Genomic DNA, 14,922 nt, shown 5'->3' with positions numbered 1-14,922 from the left:
GCTTTTTTATATGATAGTTGTTATGATATTATGTGAAGTTTTGAATAGTAGGAGAAAAATAGACTATGGAAATGCCAATTATCAAACTTAAAAACTTTGATGGACCTTTTGATTTGCTTTTGCATTTAATCAAAAAAAATGAAATGAGTATTACTGAGATAAAGATTCATGAAATCACAAAACAGTATTTAGAATATATAGCCTTAATGAAGGAACTTGATTTAGAAATAACTTCAGAGTTTATAGTTATGGCAGCTACTTTAATAGAAATAAAATCGAAATCATTACTTCCTAAGGTTAAAGTTGAAGATGAGACTTGTGAGGAAGATCTTCAGAAAATATTAATGGAAAAACTTCAAGAGTATAAAAAGTTTAAGAAAATAAGTGCTTATTTAAGAGAAAGAGAACTTTCTACTGGAGAAGTATTTACAAAAAAAGCTGAAATTATTGAAGTTGAAGTGGACAACAAACTTGATGATGATTACTTTAAAAATATAACTATGCTTGATCTTTATAAGCTCTATAACAATCTTATGAGAATTTACGGTGAAAAACAAAATGTAAATGTTATGGAGAAAAAGATAAGTGTAGATAAATATAAAATTACTGATAAAATTAATTTCTTAAGGGATAAGCTAAGTGAAAAGAGCATTGTTAGGTTTTCAGAGTTTATACCACAGTGCGAATGTAAGCTAGAAGTAGTTGTTACTTTTATGGCAATGCTTGAACTTATAAAAAGAAGTGAAATTAAAGTTGTCCAATATGAAAACTTTGGTGAGATTATGATGGAAAAGGTGATAGTAAATGAGTGATATAAATCAAATAGAATTTAGTGAAATATCTAAAAAAGACGAGCTTAAGTCTATTATAGAATCTCTTTTATTTGTTAGTGGAGAACCTCTTGCTTTAAAGGATATATGTAGAATAGTAGAAGAGGATTTTAAATATGTAGAAGATTTAATGAGAGAATTAATGAATATATATAATGGAGATAGTTCAAGAGGGATAAAAATTATTAGTTTAAATGGAACTTATCAGTTAGTTACTAAAACAAAAAATAGTGAATATGTTCAAAAGCTTTTAAAAAAGAATGTTAGACAATCCTTATCTCAGGCTTCTTTAGAAAGTTTAGCAATAATATGTTATAAGCAACCTATTACTAGAGTTGAGATAGATGAGATAAGAGGAGTAAAAAGCGAAAGTGCTATACAAAGACTTGTTGAAAAAAATTTAGTTGAGGAAACTGGAAGATTAGAGGTTCCAGGAAGACCTATACTTTATGGAACTACAGATGAATTTTTAAGACATTTTGCATTAAATGATTTAGGAGATCTTCCATCTATAGAGTTATTTGAAGAAAATGATGAGGTTTCTGACATGGTGGAAGAGTAGATGATTCTAAATTTATAAAAAGTAAAATAGTATAACTTAAGGAATTTAGTATAATAATTTGTTTATATAAATTAAGAAGGTAGAGAATATTAATTATTCTCTACCTTCTATTATTTAAATAGCAAATTAACTCATTAAACTATAAAGTTTCTATTTCTTACTCCCTGCGAAGTAAGAATTTTATTTTTTAGGTTTTAGGTTGTTTTATTATGGAGTTTGATTGGTTGATTTTATTGTATTAGAGGGTATTTATAATGTTTAACTCTTCAATAAAATCAGGAATAGTTAAGAAACTATTTAAATGAGTTAATAAAGCTATAGCAGGCTTTTAATCACAAAAATTAGAATCTTCTTTTTTGTCTTTACACTTTTTAATGCCCATATCCTTAAATATTTCAATTATTTGAGGAATATTATCAACTATTCTGTCATAAGTATTAGTTTGGTTTACAGGTAATAGCCTTACAGAATCACCTTTAAGAACTAAGAAAGCAACTGGCTTTACACTAACACCAGCGCCAGAGCCCCCACCAAAGGCAAATCTATCATCTATTTTTTCACATTCTTTATTTGGAAGTTCTGAGCCTCCCGAAGCAAATCCAAAGGAAACTTTTGATATTGGAATTATGTAACTTCCATCTCTAGTTTCTATGGCATCTCCAACTACAGTATTAACATCTATCATGTCTCTTATGTTTTCCATTGTTGTACCCATTAGATTTTCTATTGGGTGATTTGAGTTTATCATGGTACAAACCTCCTAAAGTATTTTTAAACTCTATTAAAAATAATATTTATAACTTCTTGAAGTTTAATAAGTAAAGAAATCCTATATATATAATTTGAGCAAAATTTATGGTTATTATACCTTGAACTTCAAAAAATAAGTAATTTTCATTATTAAATTTAGGATTTATGTTTCCAGTAAACTTTTTTAGTTTAAAAAAGTAATCCAATCTTGTGTATATTAAAGATAAAATTTGATGTATAAATCCATATAAGATAGCAGTTAAAGCTGCATCTTCACTTGAAAAATTTAAATCTAATACAATTTTTAAAGACGGTTTAAATTTACTTTTAGTTAATAATTTTATTAATTTTGCAATGGTAAGGTTAGATGGAGGCTTTAAAAAGGTTCTTTTCTTTTTAGAAGATTTCTTTATTTTAGTGTCCTTATTTCCTTTTTTTGAAATTTCCTTTTTTTCTTTATGAGCTCCTAATATTTTATTTAAAGATAATATTTCAAATTTATAAAGATTAATCTTAAAATCTTTTTCTGAAAATACTAATTTGAATTTTAAATTTATTGGAAAAAACAATAAAACTAAAAGTAGTAATAATAAAAATAATAAAAAAAACTTCAGCACTTCATAAACCTCCTTACCATTTATACATTATTGACAATAATAGCTTTAATTATCCAAAAATATACTAGGTTATTAAATTTATAAAGTGGAAAGCTAATAAAAGAAGGTTTCATAGATAAAAAAGCTTAGTTTAAGGAGAGATATTTTATGAAAAAGAAGATTTCAATTCTTATGTTTTTTTTAATAACAATATCTATATGTTCTAATGTTATTGTTCTTGGAAAGGAAAGTTGTATTCCAGAGGAAGTTTCAGTAGAGACTATGGATGTAAAAGATGGATATGGAAAGCAGTGCAAGGATATTACTCCTGATGCACATTTTGCTATTGCCTATGATGCTAAAAACAAAAAGATTTTATATGAAAAGAATGCTTTTAGAAATGTACCTATGGCAAGTACCACTAAAATATTAACTGCTTTAGTTGCAATAAATTATTCTGACTTAGATGAAGAGGTTACAATATCTAAAACTGCAGCAAGTATTAGAGGATCAAAAGTTGGATTTAGGGCTGGAGAAAAGGTTACAATGAGAGAACTTCTTTTTGGGCTTATGTACAAGTCAGGAAATGATGCTGCCATAGCTATTGCAGAGCATATTGGTGGTAGTATAGAGAACTTTTCTATACTTATGAATGATTTTGCTAGAATGTTAGGTCTTAAGGATTCAAACTTTCAATCTCCTCATGGATTAGATAGCCAAATGCATTTTTCCTCTGCTTATGATTTAGCGGTTTTAATGTCAAAAGCTATGGAGGAGCCTTTCTTTAGAGAGATATCAGGAACTAAGGAAGTAGGGGCTGAAAAATATAATTTTACTAGAAGTTATAGCAATATAAATAAAATGCTTTGGAGATTACCTAATGCCAATGGAGGAAAAACAGGCTATACTGGTCAGGCAGGGAAATGTTTAGTAAGTTCTGTAGATCATAATGGAAGAAATATAATCATAGTAGTTTTAAATTGTCCAACTAGGTGGGAAGCCACTGAAAGAGTTTATGAATATGTTAAAGCAAATTATTCTTAAAATCAAAGGTGTTATATTGATATTTTAATATAACACCTTTGATTTTTTGTTTTAAAGTTTAAAAAATATATTATTTTGTTATATATAAATGCTTAATAGCTTTTAATACTAGGGATTTAAAGTTCTATATTTAAAATAATTTTAGAAAATATTTTAAGGATTAATTATTTATTAAAGAAATTTTGTAACATTTTTAATCTCTCAGGGATATTTTAATAGTAAGAATTCAAATGGGAGGGTTTTTATGGATTATGAAGTAATTGATTGTATAGATGCTGGTACGGAATTTTGTCCTTGTCACTTAGCAGAAGAAGGAGAATGCATACTTTGTTCTCAACTTCACGGAAAGTGTTTTTGTGATTGTGTAAACTGGAAAGGGGTTTGCATATATGAAGAATTTGCAAGTAATGGATTTAAAGCTAAGGAAGGCAGAAAAACTTTTACTTGTGATGTCATAGATGCTGTAGAAGTTGAAGAAGGATTATTATTTATAGAGTTTAGGGCACCTCATAAACTTTGTATTGATTTACTTGGACCAGGTAAGTTTATATTCATAAGAACTAATGATAATCCGTTTTTTGATGTACCTATATCTATTTTAGAATCTGATGCAGATAAAAATATAATAAAAGTACTTATTGAAGTTAGAGGAATAAAAACTAAGAGGCTCTTAAATACTGAGGTCAAAGGAGAAATAACTATAAGAGGGCCTTATTTTAATGGAGTGTTTGGAATAAAAAATATAGACTCAACTAAGAATGGAGAGGTCCTTGTACTTTGCAGAGGAATTGGATTAGCTCCTGCTGTACCAGTTATTAAAAAATTAGCTAATGAAGGAAATAAGGTTAAGATTCTTTTAGATAAGGCACCTTTTAAAGAAAGTTATATAGAAAAATATTTAGAAGGATATGATGTTCAGTATATTCCTATGAATTTAATCAATAAAGGTGAAATATCAAATGAAGCAAAGGAAGTTATTAAAAATGGACAATGGGATTTAATCCATTGTGCTGGAGCGGATATATTAACTTATAAACTTATAGAATATTTAAATGATTTGAAAGATGAATCTACAAAAGTATCTTGTTGTAATAATGCTAAAATGTGCTGCGGAGAAGGGGTATGTGGAAGCTGTACAGCTAGGTTTGCTGGTCACAAGGTAAAAAGACTTTGTAAGGTGCAAAGTGATCCTAGAAAAATATTTGAAGATAGAAGATTCATTTAATAAAGATTAATTTATAGAAGGGAGAGTTTTTATGAAAGTTGTTGTTATTGGTGGCGGATGGTCAGGAGTTGCAGCCGCTATTGAAGCAAAAAAAATGGGAGCAGATGTAGTTCTTTTTGAAAAGACAGATTTATTATTAGGACTTGGTAATGTTGGCGGAATAATGAGGAATAATGGAAGATATACAGCCTCTCAGGAATTAATAGCTATGGGAGGCGGAGATTTAATAAATATAACTGATAAGGTTAGTAGACACAAGGATATACCATTTCCTGGACATGAACATGCTTGGCTTTATGATGTTAATTTAGTTGAGGGAGAAGTTAAAAGATATGTAGAAAGTCTAGGAATTGAAACAAAAATGGTTTCTAGAATCATTGATATAAAACAAGAAGACAACAAAATTTTAGGAGTTTATACAAGTGATGGACAATATTATAAAGGAGATGTGTTCATTGAAACTACTGGTTCAACAGGCCCTATGGGAAATTGCCTAAGATACGGTAATGGATGCTCTATGTGTATTTTAAGATGTCCTTCCTTTGGTCCTAGAATTAGTATAAGTTCAAGATGTGGAGTTGAAGATATACAAGGAGAAAGAGTTGGAGATGAACTAGGAGCATTTAGTGGTTCATGTAAACTTGCAAAAGAAACTCTTTCAGAGGAAATAAGAAAAGAACTTGAGGAAAAAGGTTGTGTCGTTCTTAAAATTCCAAAAGAAGATGTTAATTATGATAAATTAAATACAAAGGTTTGTCAGCAATATGCTCTTAAGGAATTTGCAGAAAATGTTGTTTTATTAGATACTGGACATGCTAAGCTTATGACTACTTATTATCCTCTTGAAAAGCTTAGAAAGATTAAAGGTCTTGAAAATGCTAAGTATGTTGATCCATATGCAGGTGGAAAGGGTAACTCTATAAGATACCTATCAGTGGCTCCAAGAGATGATAATATGAAGGTTAAAGGAGTTACTAATTTATTCTGTGCAGGAGAAAAATCAGGACTTTTTGTTGGACATACAGAGGCTATAGTTACAGGTACTTTAGCTGGACACAATGCAGTAAGACATGCTTTAGGAATTCCTTATTTAATTCTTCCAAGAGCAACTGTTTTAGGAGATATAATAGCCTTTGCTAATGAAGAATCTCAATCTAGAGAAGGAAAGAAAAATAGATATACCTTTGCAGGTTCAGTTTACTTTAATAGAATGAAAGAGTTAGGACTTTATACAATAGATAAAGATGAAATTCAAAAGAGAGTAGCTCAATTAAATTTAGATGGAGTTTTTAGCAAAAAACTTATGTAAATTTAAGATTTTATAATATTATTATGCTTAAAATATAGTTTGAAAACAAAAAGTATCTTTAGAATATTTATAAATATTAAGTTTATTTATATTCTTTAGATACTTTATTTTTTATAAAGAAATTAAGAAAATTTCAGTAAGTAAATAGAGTGTTAAATTAAGTAGGAATATAATTACAATGGGAATTTATATTATAAAATTAAGTAACAGGGGGTGTCTATATGAAAATATGTAAAAGATGTGGAGAGGTCAATGAGGATGAAAATTTGCTTTGTAAAAATGGTGATTGCTTAAATAAAGAGTTTGAAGATTATGAAGCCCTTAAAAATAAGGCGAAAAATAATTTAATAAGAAAAGAAAAATTAAAAAGTATTTTAGAAAAGGCTATTTTTATTACATATTTAGCAGGCGTTTTAATTGCAGGTATAATAAACTTTAGAAATTTAAGTTTTTCAAATATTATTTTAACTATAGTTTTAGGGATATCAGGTATTATGTGTATAAAGTTTACTAGTTTTGTTTTTGAGATTCAACATATTTTTTCTTTAAAAGACCCTAGTGGAGACAATATGGCTGATATTTATGAAAGTTATTTAAAAGTAATTGGAGTATTAGCTTTAATTTATTCAGTTTATTTATTGTTTAAATAAAAGATTAAATATATAAGTAATAAATAAGTATATAATTTATTTGTTATTTTAGTAAAAGGTACTATGATTAATTCATAGTACCTTTTCTTAGTTAAGATTTAAATTTAAAAACAAAAAATAACTTTCAGATTAAGAAAAAAGTTTTAACAAAGAAAATTAAAATAATTTAAAATGTAGTTAAAAAGCGTGATAATTATCATATTATTATGGATAATATAATGATATAATTCAAATAAGTATGATAAATTTTTAACAAAGTTATGTTTGTGAACGGAGGAAAAAAGTATGAAAAGAATACAATCTACTTGTAACTATTGTGCTCTTGCGTGTAATTTAGATTTTTACACAGAGGATGGAAAAATAAAAAGAGTAGTTCCAACTCCACATTATCCAGTTAATAAGGGATTTTCTTGTATAAAAGGACTTAATTTAGATAAACAATGTACTAAGTTTAATGGTTCAAAGAAGCCTTTACTTAAAATGAAAGATGGAGAAAGAAAAGCTATAGAATGGAAAGAAGCTTTTGATTTATTTGCTAGTAAGATGACAGCTATTCAAGAAAAGTATGGTAAAGAAAGTGTAGCTTACATAAGTACAGGTCAATTACCAACAGAGGAAATGGCTCTTTTAGGTCATGTAGGAAGAAGCTACATGGGTATAAATGGAGATGGTAATACAAGACTTTGTATGGCATCAGCAGTTGTAGCTTATAAACAAAGCTTTGGATTTGACGCCCCTCCATATACTTTAAAAGATTTAGAACTTTCAGATACTATATTTTTTATTGGAGCAAATCCAGTTATAGCTCATCCAATAGCTTGGGGAAGAGTTAGAAAAAATAAGGATGCTAAAATAATTACTATAGATCCAAGAAAGTCTGAGACAGCTATGAATTCAGATATGTGGATTGATATAAAAACTAAGGGAGATTTAGCTCTTTTCTATACTTTAGCAAATGTTCTTATAGAAAAAGGATGGATAAACCAAGATTATATAAATAATTACACAGAGGGCTTTGAAGATTTCAAAGCACATGTTAAGAAATATACATTAGAAGATGTTGAAGAAAGAACAGGAATCTCTAAGATGAGAGTTCTAGAACTTGCAAAAATAATCCATGAAGGAAAGAGAGTTTCATTCTGGTGGACAATGGGAGTTAACCAAAGCTATGAAGCTGTTAGAACTGCTCAAGCCATTATAAATCTTGCTTTAATCACAGGAAATATGGGAAGAGAAGGAACAGGAGCTAACTCCTTAACAGGACAATGTAATGCTATGGGATCAAGAATGTTTAGTAACACAACTGCTCTTTATGGTGGTGGAGAATACAATAACAAAGAGAGAAGAAAAGTGGTTGCTGATATATTAGGCATGGATGAGAATATGCTTCCAACTAAGCCAACTTTAGATTATGAGCAAATAATAAAAGGAATAAATAAGGGAGAAATCAAAGGACTATGGGTAGTTTGTACTAACCCTAGACATTCATTTAGTAACAACGAAGAGTTTAAAAAAGCTATGAAAAACCTAGATTTCTTTGTAGTTCAAGATATTTATGAAGATACAGATAGTTCTAAAGAATGTGATTTATATTTACCTTCAGTTCCAGCTATTAAAAAAGAAGGTTTCTTAATAAATACTGAGCGTAGACTTTCAGCTTTAGTTCCTGTTTTAGAGAAGGAAGAAGATGAATTAAGTGATTATGAAATATTATTAGGAATTGGAGAAGCCTTAGGAATGGGAAGTCTTTTAGACAAATGGAGAACTCCAGAGGATGCCTTTAAGCTTCTAAGAGAATGTAGTAAAGGAATGCCTTGTGATATTACAGGAGTATCTTATGAAAGATTAAGAGATTCTAAGGGAATTCAATGGCCTTGTAGAAAAGGAGAAGAATTAGAGTCTGATGAAAGAAGATTATTTGAAGACGGAAAATATTATACTCCAAGTGGAAAAGCTAAGTTTATTTTTGAAGATGTAACTGAAAATCCAAATGCTACAAATGAAGAGTTCCCATTTAACTTAAACACTGGTAGAGGAACTGTGGGACAATGGCATACTCATACTAGAACTAGAGAAATACAAGCTGTAACTAATATAGTTTCACAAAAGGCATATGTAGATATAAATAGAAAAGATGCAGAAAAGCTTGATATAAAAGAAAATGATGAGGTTTTAATTCATTCATCAAATGGGCATACATCTAAGTTTATAGCAAGATTAACTGATAATCTTAAAGAAAAAACTTTATATGCACCAATACATTATATAGAAACAAATTTATTAACACCATCTGTATTTGATCCTTATTCTAAGGAGCCTTCATATAAAACAGTTCAAGTTAATATAGAAAAGGTTAGAAAATAGGAGGGGATTACTTTGAAAAGAATAAAAATCAATAGAGATAAATGCGTGGGATGCTTAACATGCACAACTGCTTGTATAGTTTCTCATGATTCAGAGGATACAAGAAGTAGAATTGCAATAACAAGTGAAGGAAAATACACTCCTATTTTCTGTAGACACTGTGATAGACCAGAGTGTGTTTACACTTGTATGAGTGGTGCTATGAAGAAAGATAAAGAAACTGGTTTTGTAACTTATGACAAATCAAGATGTGCAAGTTGCTTTATGTGTGTAATGGCTTGCCCATATGGAGTATTAAAAGCTGAACATGAAATGAATAAATATATAATGAAATGTGATATGTGTGCAAGTACAAAAGAAAAAACTCCTCAATGCGTTGCAAAATGTCCAATGGGAGCAATAACTTTAGAGGAGGTAGAAGAATAATATGAGATATATTGTTGTGGGGGCATCAGCTGCTGGAATAAGTGGAGCAAAAACACTTAGAGAACTTGACAAAGATGCAGAAATAATATTAGTTTCAAAGGACGAAAATGTTTATTCAAGATGTATATTACATCATTACATAAGTGGCCATAGAGATATTGAGGCTTTAGATTTTACAGATAGAGATTTCTTTGAAAAATACAACATAGAGTGGAAAAAAGGCTTAGAAGTTAAAGCTATAGATGATAGAGAACATGTAATAGTTCTTTCAAATGGAGAAAGCTTAAAATATGATAAGATATTATTAGCAACAGGAGCATCAGCATTCATTCCTCCAGTAGAGAATTTAAGAGAAGCTAAAAATGTTGTTGGATTAAGAAACTTAGAGGATGCTATTAAAATTAAAGAAGAGGCAGAAAAGGTTAAAAACGTGGTTGTTTTAGGAGCAGGACTTGTTGGCATAGACGCCATAGCAGGACTTGCATTTAAAGATTTAAATGTTACTTTAGTTGAAATGGGGGACAGAGTCCTTCCAATTCAACTTGATAAATATGCTTCTTCTAAATACGAGAAGAGATTTGAAGATGCTGGAGTTAAATTAAAACTTGGAGTTAGAGCGGAAAAAGTTTTAATTGATGAAAATAAAAATCCAAAGGCATTACTTATAAATACAGGAGAAGAAATTCCTTGCGAGCTTATAATAGTTGCAACTGGAGTTAGATCAAATGTAGCATTCTTAAAAGATAGCTCTATAGAAACAGATAGATTTGGATTAATAATAAATGAAAAAGGCGAAACTAATGCAAGAGATGTCTATGGAGCTGGAGATATCACTGGAAGAAATCCTATATGGCCAACTGCTGTAAAAGAAGGTATAATAGCAGCAAACAATATGGTTGGTAATGAAATATTCATGGAAGATTTCTTTGGAAGTAAGAATACAATGAATTTCTTAGGACTTACAACAATGTCTTTAGGAGTTGTTAATGCTCCAGATGATTCTTACACAGAAGAAATTGATATTTCAGGAGAGAATTATAAAAAGATAATCCATAAGGATGGAAAAATTTATGGAGCTATAATTCAAGGCGATTTATCTTATGCAGGAGTTTTAACTCAACTTATAAAAGAGAAGATACACGTATCAAAGGTTAAAAAGCCATTATTTGAAATTGACTATGCAGATTTCTTCAATATAAAAGAAAATTTAGAGTACACATATTAATATAAATTATAATATAAGTATGTAAATTTTAATTTGGAAAACAATATATTTAAGTTATAATGGGAGGAAAAGGCTTTGGCTAAGATTGTGAATGTAGTTGCTAGCTGTTCTAATACAGGAAAAACAGTTTTAATAGAAGGACTTATAAAAGAGCTTAAAAATAGAGGATATACTGTTGCTACTATAAAGCATGATGTTCATGGTTTTGATATAGACAAAGAGGGAAAAGATACTTGGCGTCATAGAAAAGCAGGAGCTGAAGCAGTAATAATTTCCTCAAAGGAAAGAATGGCTCTTATAAGAGAGGTTCAGGAAGAAGTTCCTCTAGAAGAGTTAATAAAGCAAGTTGAAGATTTCGATTTTATAATAATAGAAGGTTATAAAAAGAGCAAATATAGAAAGCTTGAAGTATATAGACAAGGTATTAGTAAGAAAATAATAACTCCAAAGGAAAAGCTTATAGGAGTTGCTAGTGATGTTAGTTTATCTCTAGAAGGAGTTAGAGTTGTTAACTTAAATAATTATGAAGAAATTGCTAACCTTGTAATAGAAAATTAGTATAAATCTCCAAGCTTAAAGATCTAAGGAGAAGGTTCTATGATTTTTAAGCCTGGATTACTAAATTATTTAACATTAAGTTTAATAAGAACTTAAATTGTTAATTGGTTTAATTGGGGTAATCCACAGGGTAAGGTTTGAAAGAATTTTGCCTCCACGTATTTTGGGAAGGAGAATAAGCAAAAGTAAAAAACATAGAACTTACATAATAATATTGTTAATTATGTTTTTTAGTTTTAATATTAAGGTCTAAAAAGACTATTTAATTTAATGCTTATTATTCTTGTTGTTATAACAAAAATAATAAGCATTTTATTTTATAAAGGGATGGTGATATTTTGAAAAAATTTATAGCTTTAGAAGAAGCTCTTGAAATATTAAATAAGAACACTAAGGCTTTAAAAAGTGAGGTTGTTAGCATAAAGGATTCTTTAAAGAGAGTTTTGTATGGTGATGTTAAATCTAAGATTAATAATCCTCCCTTTAATAAGTCAGTTTTTGATGGATATGCTTTTAAATCAGAAGATTCTAAGGGAACTTCAAAAGAAAATCCTATAGAGCTTAAAATAGTAGATGAGATATTTGCAGGTGATTTTTCAGAAATAGAAATAAAACATGGAGAGGCTATTAGAATTATGACTGGGGCTCCAATCCCTGTGGGAGCTGATTGCGTACTTAAGCAAGAAGAAACAGAAAGACATGGAGATTTGGTTAAAATATTTAAGGAAATGAAAGCTAATGAGAACATATCTTTTATGGGAGAGGATATAAAGATTGGAGAAACTTTAATTAAAAAAGGTAAAAGACTTGATTATGCTGATTTAGGCATAATGGCTAGCTCTGGTATAAGTGAGGTACTTGTTTATAAAAAGCCTAAGGTTTCAATAATTAGTACCGGGGATGAGGTATGTGATATAAATTCCACCTTAAAACCAGGAAAAATATATGACAGTAATTTATATAGTTTAAGTGCAAGAATAGAAGAGCTAGGATACAATGTTTTGTCTATGGAACATGTAGGAGACAATATCTTAAAAATAGGAGAAGCTATAGAAAAAGCCTTTGAAAAATCAGATATAGTATTTACTACAGGAGGAGCTTCTGTAGGAGAAAAAGATCTTATGCAAAAGGTTTCTGGAAGTATAGGCTTTGAAAGGTTATTTTGGAAAATAAAAATTAAACCTGGCTCTGCAGTTGTATGTAGCAAAAGGCAAGAAAAAATATTGATAAGCCTTTCAGGAAATCCTAATGCTGCCTTAACTACATTTGAATTATTAGGAAAGTCTGTACTTAAAAAATTAGAGGGAGAGGAAGAAAATATAAATATTAAAAGAGAAAAGGGAGTCTTAATGGATTCTTTTAATAAAAAAAGCCCTCAAAGAAGGTTTTTAAGAGGAAATATTATATATGATGAAAAGGGAGCAAAGGTTTATATAACTCAAATTAAAAGTGGAAATGGTATATTAAGTTCTCTTCTAAATGCTAATTGCTTAATAGAAATTGAAAAAGGAAATGAAGGCTTAAATAGAGGAGAAGTAGTAAACATAATAAAATTATAAATAAATAATTAGTTTAAAAATAGGTTTATAGGAGGTGTATTAAGGTGATAAAAAAGAGTGCTGCTATTTTAGCTGGAGGGAAAAGTAGTAGAATGAATTATAGAAATAAGGCTTTTTTAAAATATGAAGAGGACTATTTTATAGAGAGAATAATAAAAGCCTTAGAAGATTATGAGGAAATAATAATAATATCCAATAATCCAGGAGAGTATAAGGAGTTTGGACTTAAAGTTTTTAAGGATATATATCCTGGTCAAGGGCCTTTAAGTGGAATTCATTCAGCCTTAAATCATATTAAAAATGATTATTGCTTAGTTGTTGCCTGTGATATGCCTTTTATAAATAAAGATGTGGTTAATTATTTAGGAAATATAAAGGAAGACTATGAAATTTTAATTCCTAAGTTTCAGGAAAGACTACAACCTCTTTGTGCCATATATAAAAAAAGTTGCAAAGATATTATGGAAAAAGAACTTATAAATAATAGCAATAAATTAATAAAAACCTGTTTTAAATTTTCTATGAAGGTAGTTGAAGAATTTCCTTTTATAGAAAAAGTACATAAAAAAGAAATAAAGAATTTTTATAATATAAATACAGTTGATGAGTATGAAGATTTAATAAAGAAAAAAGAAATTTAGGAAACCTTTTATTACTAAAAACACTAGGAGGAGGTGAACTGTTTAAAGTTATTTATATTAAATATATAGTTTTAGATGGAGATGGACTTAAAATAAATAACTTATAACAGGATTAGTATGAAACAAATAAGAGTTGAAGATGCTGTTGGAACAATATTATCTCATGATGTAACTCAAATAATACCAGGTAAATTTAAAGGAAGAGCCTTTAAAAAGGGCCATGTTATAAGAGAAGAAGATATAGAAAAACTTTTATCAATAGGAAAAGAACATGTTTATGTATGGGAAAAAGAAGAGGGAATGCTTCATGAAAATGAGGCTGCTGAAAGATTAAAGGACCTAGTTTGTGGAGAAGGATTAAGTTTTGGAGAAATAAAAGAAGGAAAAATAGAATTTTTAGCTGATAAAGACGGACTTTTAAAAATAGATAAGGAAAAATTATTAGAATTAAATATGCTAGGTGAAATAATAGTTTCTACAATTCATGGGAATTTTCCAGTTAAAAAAGGTGATAAGGTAGGGGCTACTAGAGTAATTCCACTAGTTATAGATGAAAATAAAATAATAGAAGCAGAAAATCTTATAAAAGATAAGATTATAGAAGTTAAAGAGATAAAAAATAAAAAGACTTTTGCAATAACTACAGGAAATGAAGTTTATAGTGGAAGAATAAAAGATGCCTTTGGTCCTGTTCTTAAGGAAAAGCTTAAGGAATTTAATATAGATCTTGAAAGACAGGTTATTCTTCCAGATGATAAGGAGAAAATTATAGAGGAAATAAAAAGAGCTTTAGATGAAGGTGCAGAACTTATACTTTGTACAGGGGGAATGTCAGTTGATCCAGACGATGTTACTCCTACAGCTATAAAGGAATGTGGAGGAGAATTAATAACATATGGTTCACCTGTACTTCCAGGAGCTATGCTTCTTTTAGCTTATTATAATGATGTTCCTATTATTGGAATACCAAGCTGTGCCATGTATTCAAAAAGAACAGCTTTAGATTTAGTCCTTCCAAGAGTTTTAGCAGATGAAAGATTAACTTTAAGAGATATAGCTGAATATGGTCATGGTGGACTTTGTTTAAATTGCCCAGTTTGTACTTTTCCACATTGTTCCTTTGGAAAGTAATTAGAAATTATTGTTAAAGGTTAGAAAAAGTTTGGATAAAGAGATAAAATCA

The 14,922-nt window shown here is 29.1% G+C and carries 15 protein-coding genes and 1 riboswitch; of the genes, 13 read left to right on the top strand and 2 right to left on the bottom strand.

What is annotated here, in order from left to right; genetic code table 11:
- The first annotated feature begins 65 nt into the window (after positions 1–65).
- Both CPF_RS10015 and scpB read left to right on the top strand, forming a co-directional pair.
- Positions 66–812: a segregation/condensation protein A gene (locus CPF_RS10015; protein ID WP_003458723.1), complete on the top strand. Its 747-nt coding sequence runs from the start codon at positions 66–68 to the stop codon at positions 810–812.
- The gene (gene scpB, locus CPF_RS10010) at positions 805–1,392 is read left to right on the top strand and encodes an SMC-Scp complex subunit ScpB (RefSeq protein ID WP_003451108.1); all 588 of its coding nucleotides are present in this window, start codon (positions 805–807) and stop codon (positions 1,390–1,392) included. Before CPF_RS10015 ends, scpB begins: the two co-directional genes overlap by 8 nt.
- A gap of 328 nt (positions 1,393–1,720) precedes the next feature.
- On the opposite strand, the gene ytfJ is transcribed toward scpB, so the two are convergent.
- Both ytfJ and CPF_RS10000 read right to left on the bottom strand, forming a co-directional pair.
- Entirely contained in the window at positions 1,721–2,140 is a 420-nt protein-coding gene (ytfJ, locus tag CPF_RS10005; protein ID WP_003458743.1) for a GerW family sporulation protein, read from the bottom strand.
- 46 nt (positions 2,141–2,186) lie between these two features.
- Complete coding sequence (locus CPF_RS10000; protein WP_003458750.1) at positions 2,187–2,759, bottom strand: DUF2953 domain-containing protein; 573 nt, start codon at positions 2,757–2,759, stop codon at positions 2,187–2,189.
- A gap of 147 nt (positions 2,760–2,906) precedes the next feature.
- Here CPF_RS10000 and CPF_RS09995 point away from each other — a divergent pair, with 147 nt between their 5' ends.
- From CPF_RS09995 to CPF_RS09945, 11 genes are all read left to right on the top strand, one after another.
- Entirely contained in the window at positions 2,907–3,782 is an 876-nt protein-coding gene (locus CPF_RS09995) for a D-alanyl-D-alanine carboxypeptidase family protein (protein ID WP_003451263.1), read from the top strand.
- A gap of 244 nt (positions 3,783–4,026) precedes the next feature.
- Positions 4,027–5,007, top strand: coding sequence for a sulfide/dihydroorotate dehydrogenase-like FAD/NAD-binding protein (locus CPF_RS09990; protein WP_003463476.1), 981 nt, complete (start codon positions 4,027–4,029; stop codon positions 5,005–5,007).
- Between the two features lie 31 nt (positions 5,008–5,038).
- Complete coding sequence (locus CPF_RS09985) at positions 5,039–6,316, top strand: FAD-dependent oxidoreductase (RefSeq protein WP_011590960.1); 1,278 nt, start codon at positions 5,039–5,041, stop codon at positions 6,314–6,316.
- A 221-nt stretch (positions 6,317–6,537) separates the two neighbouring features.
- On the top strand, positions 6,538–6,966 hold the full coding sequence (locus tag CPF_RS09980; protein ID WP_011590959.1) for a hypothetical protein: 429 nt from the start codon (positions 6,538–6,540) through the stop codon (positions 6,964–6,966).
- A gap of 285 nt (positions 6,967–7,251) precedes the next feature.
- Positions 7,252–9,330 carry a nitrate reductase gene (locus CPF_RS09975; protein WP_003481844.1) on the top strand — a complete coding sequence of 693 codons (2,079 nt, stop codon included), beginning with the start codon at positions 7,252–7,254 and terminating at the stop codon, positions 9,328–9,330.
- 12 nt (positions 9,331–9,342) lie between these two features.
- Positions 9,343–9,756: a 4Fe-4S dicluster domain-containing protein gene (locus CPF_RS09970; protein WP_003458719.1), complete on the top strand. Its 414-nt coding sequence runs from the start codon at positions 9,343–9,345 to the stop codon at positions 9,754–9,756.
- Position 9,757: 1 nt separating this feature from the next.
- Entirely contained in the window at positions 9,758–10,981 is a 1,224-nt protein-coding gene (locus tag CPF_RS09965) for an NAD(P)/FAD-dependent oxidoreductase (RefSeq protein ID WP_011590958.1), read from the top strand.
- Positions 10,982–11,056: 75 nt separating this feature from the next.
- On the top strand, positions 11,057–11,539 hold the full coding sequence (gene mobB / locus CPF_RS09960) for a molybdopterin-guanine dinucleotide biosynthesis protein B (protein ID WP_003458698.1): 483 nt from the start codon (positions 11,057–11,059) through the stop codon (positions 11,537–11,539).
- Positions 11,535–11,729: riboswitch (molybdenum cofactor riboswitch) on the top strand. Its footprint overlaps the gene before it by 5 nt.
- A 148-nt stretch (positions 11,730–11,877) precedes the next feature.
- Complete coding sequence (gene glp, locus CPF_RS09955; RefSeq protein WP_011590956.1) at positions 11,878–13,098, top strand: molybdopterin molybdotransferase MoeA; 1,221 nt, start codon at positions 11,878–11,880, stop codon at positions 13,096–13,098.
- Between the two features lie 44 nt (positions 13,099–13,142).
- Positions 13,143–13,739 carry a molybdenum cofactor guanylyltransferase gene (locus CPF_RS09950; protein WP_011590955.1) on the top strand — a complete coding sequence of 199 codons (597 nt, stop codon included), beginning with the start codon at positions 13,143–13,145 and terminating at the stop codon, positions 13,737–13,739.
- 117 nt (positions 13,740–13,856) lie between these two features.
- On the top strand, positions 13,857–14,870 hold the full coding sequence (locus CPF_RS09945) for a molybdopterin-binding protein (protein WP_003458733.1): 1,014 nt from the start codon (positions 13,857–13,859) through the stop codon (positions 14,868–14,870).
- Positions 14,871–14,922: the final 52 nt, after the last annotated feature.

The sequence above is a fragment of the Clostridium perfringens ATCC 13124 genome (assembly GCF_000013285.1).
GTDB classification, from domain to species: Bacteria; Bacillota; Clostridia; order Clostridiales; family Clostridiaceae; genus Sarcina; species Sarcina perfringens.
This window is presented reverse-complemented; position numbering and strand designations above follow the sequence as displayed.

Excerpts from the sequence above, each read along its gene's own strand:
- CPF_RS10015 (WP_003458723.1), top strand. The coding sequence starts at position 66 with ATGGAAATGCCAATTATCAAACTTAAAAACTTTGATGGACCTTTTGAT.
- CPF_RS09980 (WP_011590959.1), top strand. The coding sequence starts at position 6,538 with ATGAAAATATGTAAAAGATGTGGAGAGGTCAATGAGGATGAAAATTTG.
- CPF_RS09945 (WP_003458733.1), top strand. The coding sequence starts at position 13,857 with ATGAAACAAATAAGAGTTGAAGATGCTGTTGGAACAATATTATCTCAT.
- scpB (WP_003451108.1), top strand. The coding sequence starts at position 805 with ATGAGTGATATAAATCAAATAGAATTTAGTGAAATATCTAAAAAAGAC.
- ytfJ (WP_003458743.1), bottom strand. The coding sequence starts at position 2,140 with ATGATAAACTCAAATCACCCAATAGAAAATCTAATGGGTACAACAATG.
- CPF_RS09990 (WP_003463476.1), top strand. The coding sequence starts at position 4,027 with ATGGATTATGAAGTAATTGATTGTATAGATGCTGGTACGGAATTTTGT.
- CPF_RS09995 (WP_003451263.1), top strand. The coding sequence starts at position 2,907 with ATGAAAAAGAAGATTTCAATTCTTATGTTTTTTTTAATAACAATATCT.
- CPF_RS09975 (WP_003481844.1), top strand. The coding sequence starts at position 7,252 with ATGAAAAGAATACAATCTACTTGTAACTATTGTGCTCTTGCGTGTAAT.
- CPF_RS09985 (WP_011590960.1), top strand. The coding sequence starts at position 5,039 with ATGAAAGTTGTTGTTATTGGTGGCGGATGGTCAGGAGTTGCAGCCGCT.
- CPF_RS09965 (WP_011590958.1), top strand. The coding sequence starts at position 9,758 with ATGAGATATATTGTTGTGGGGGCATCAGCTGCTGGAATAAGTGGAGCA.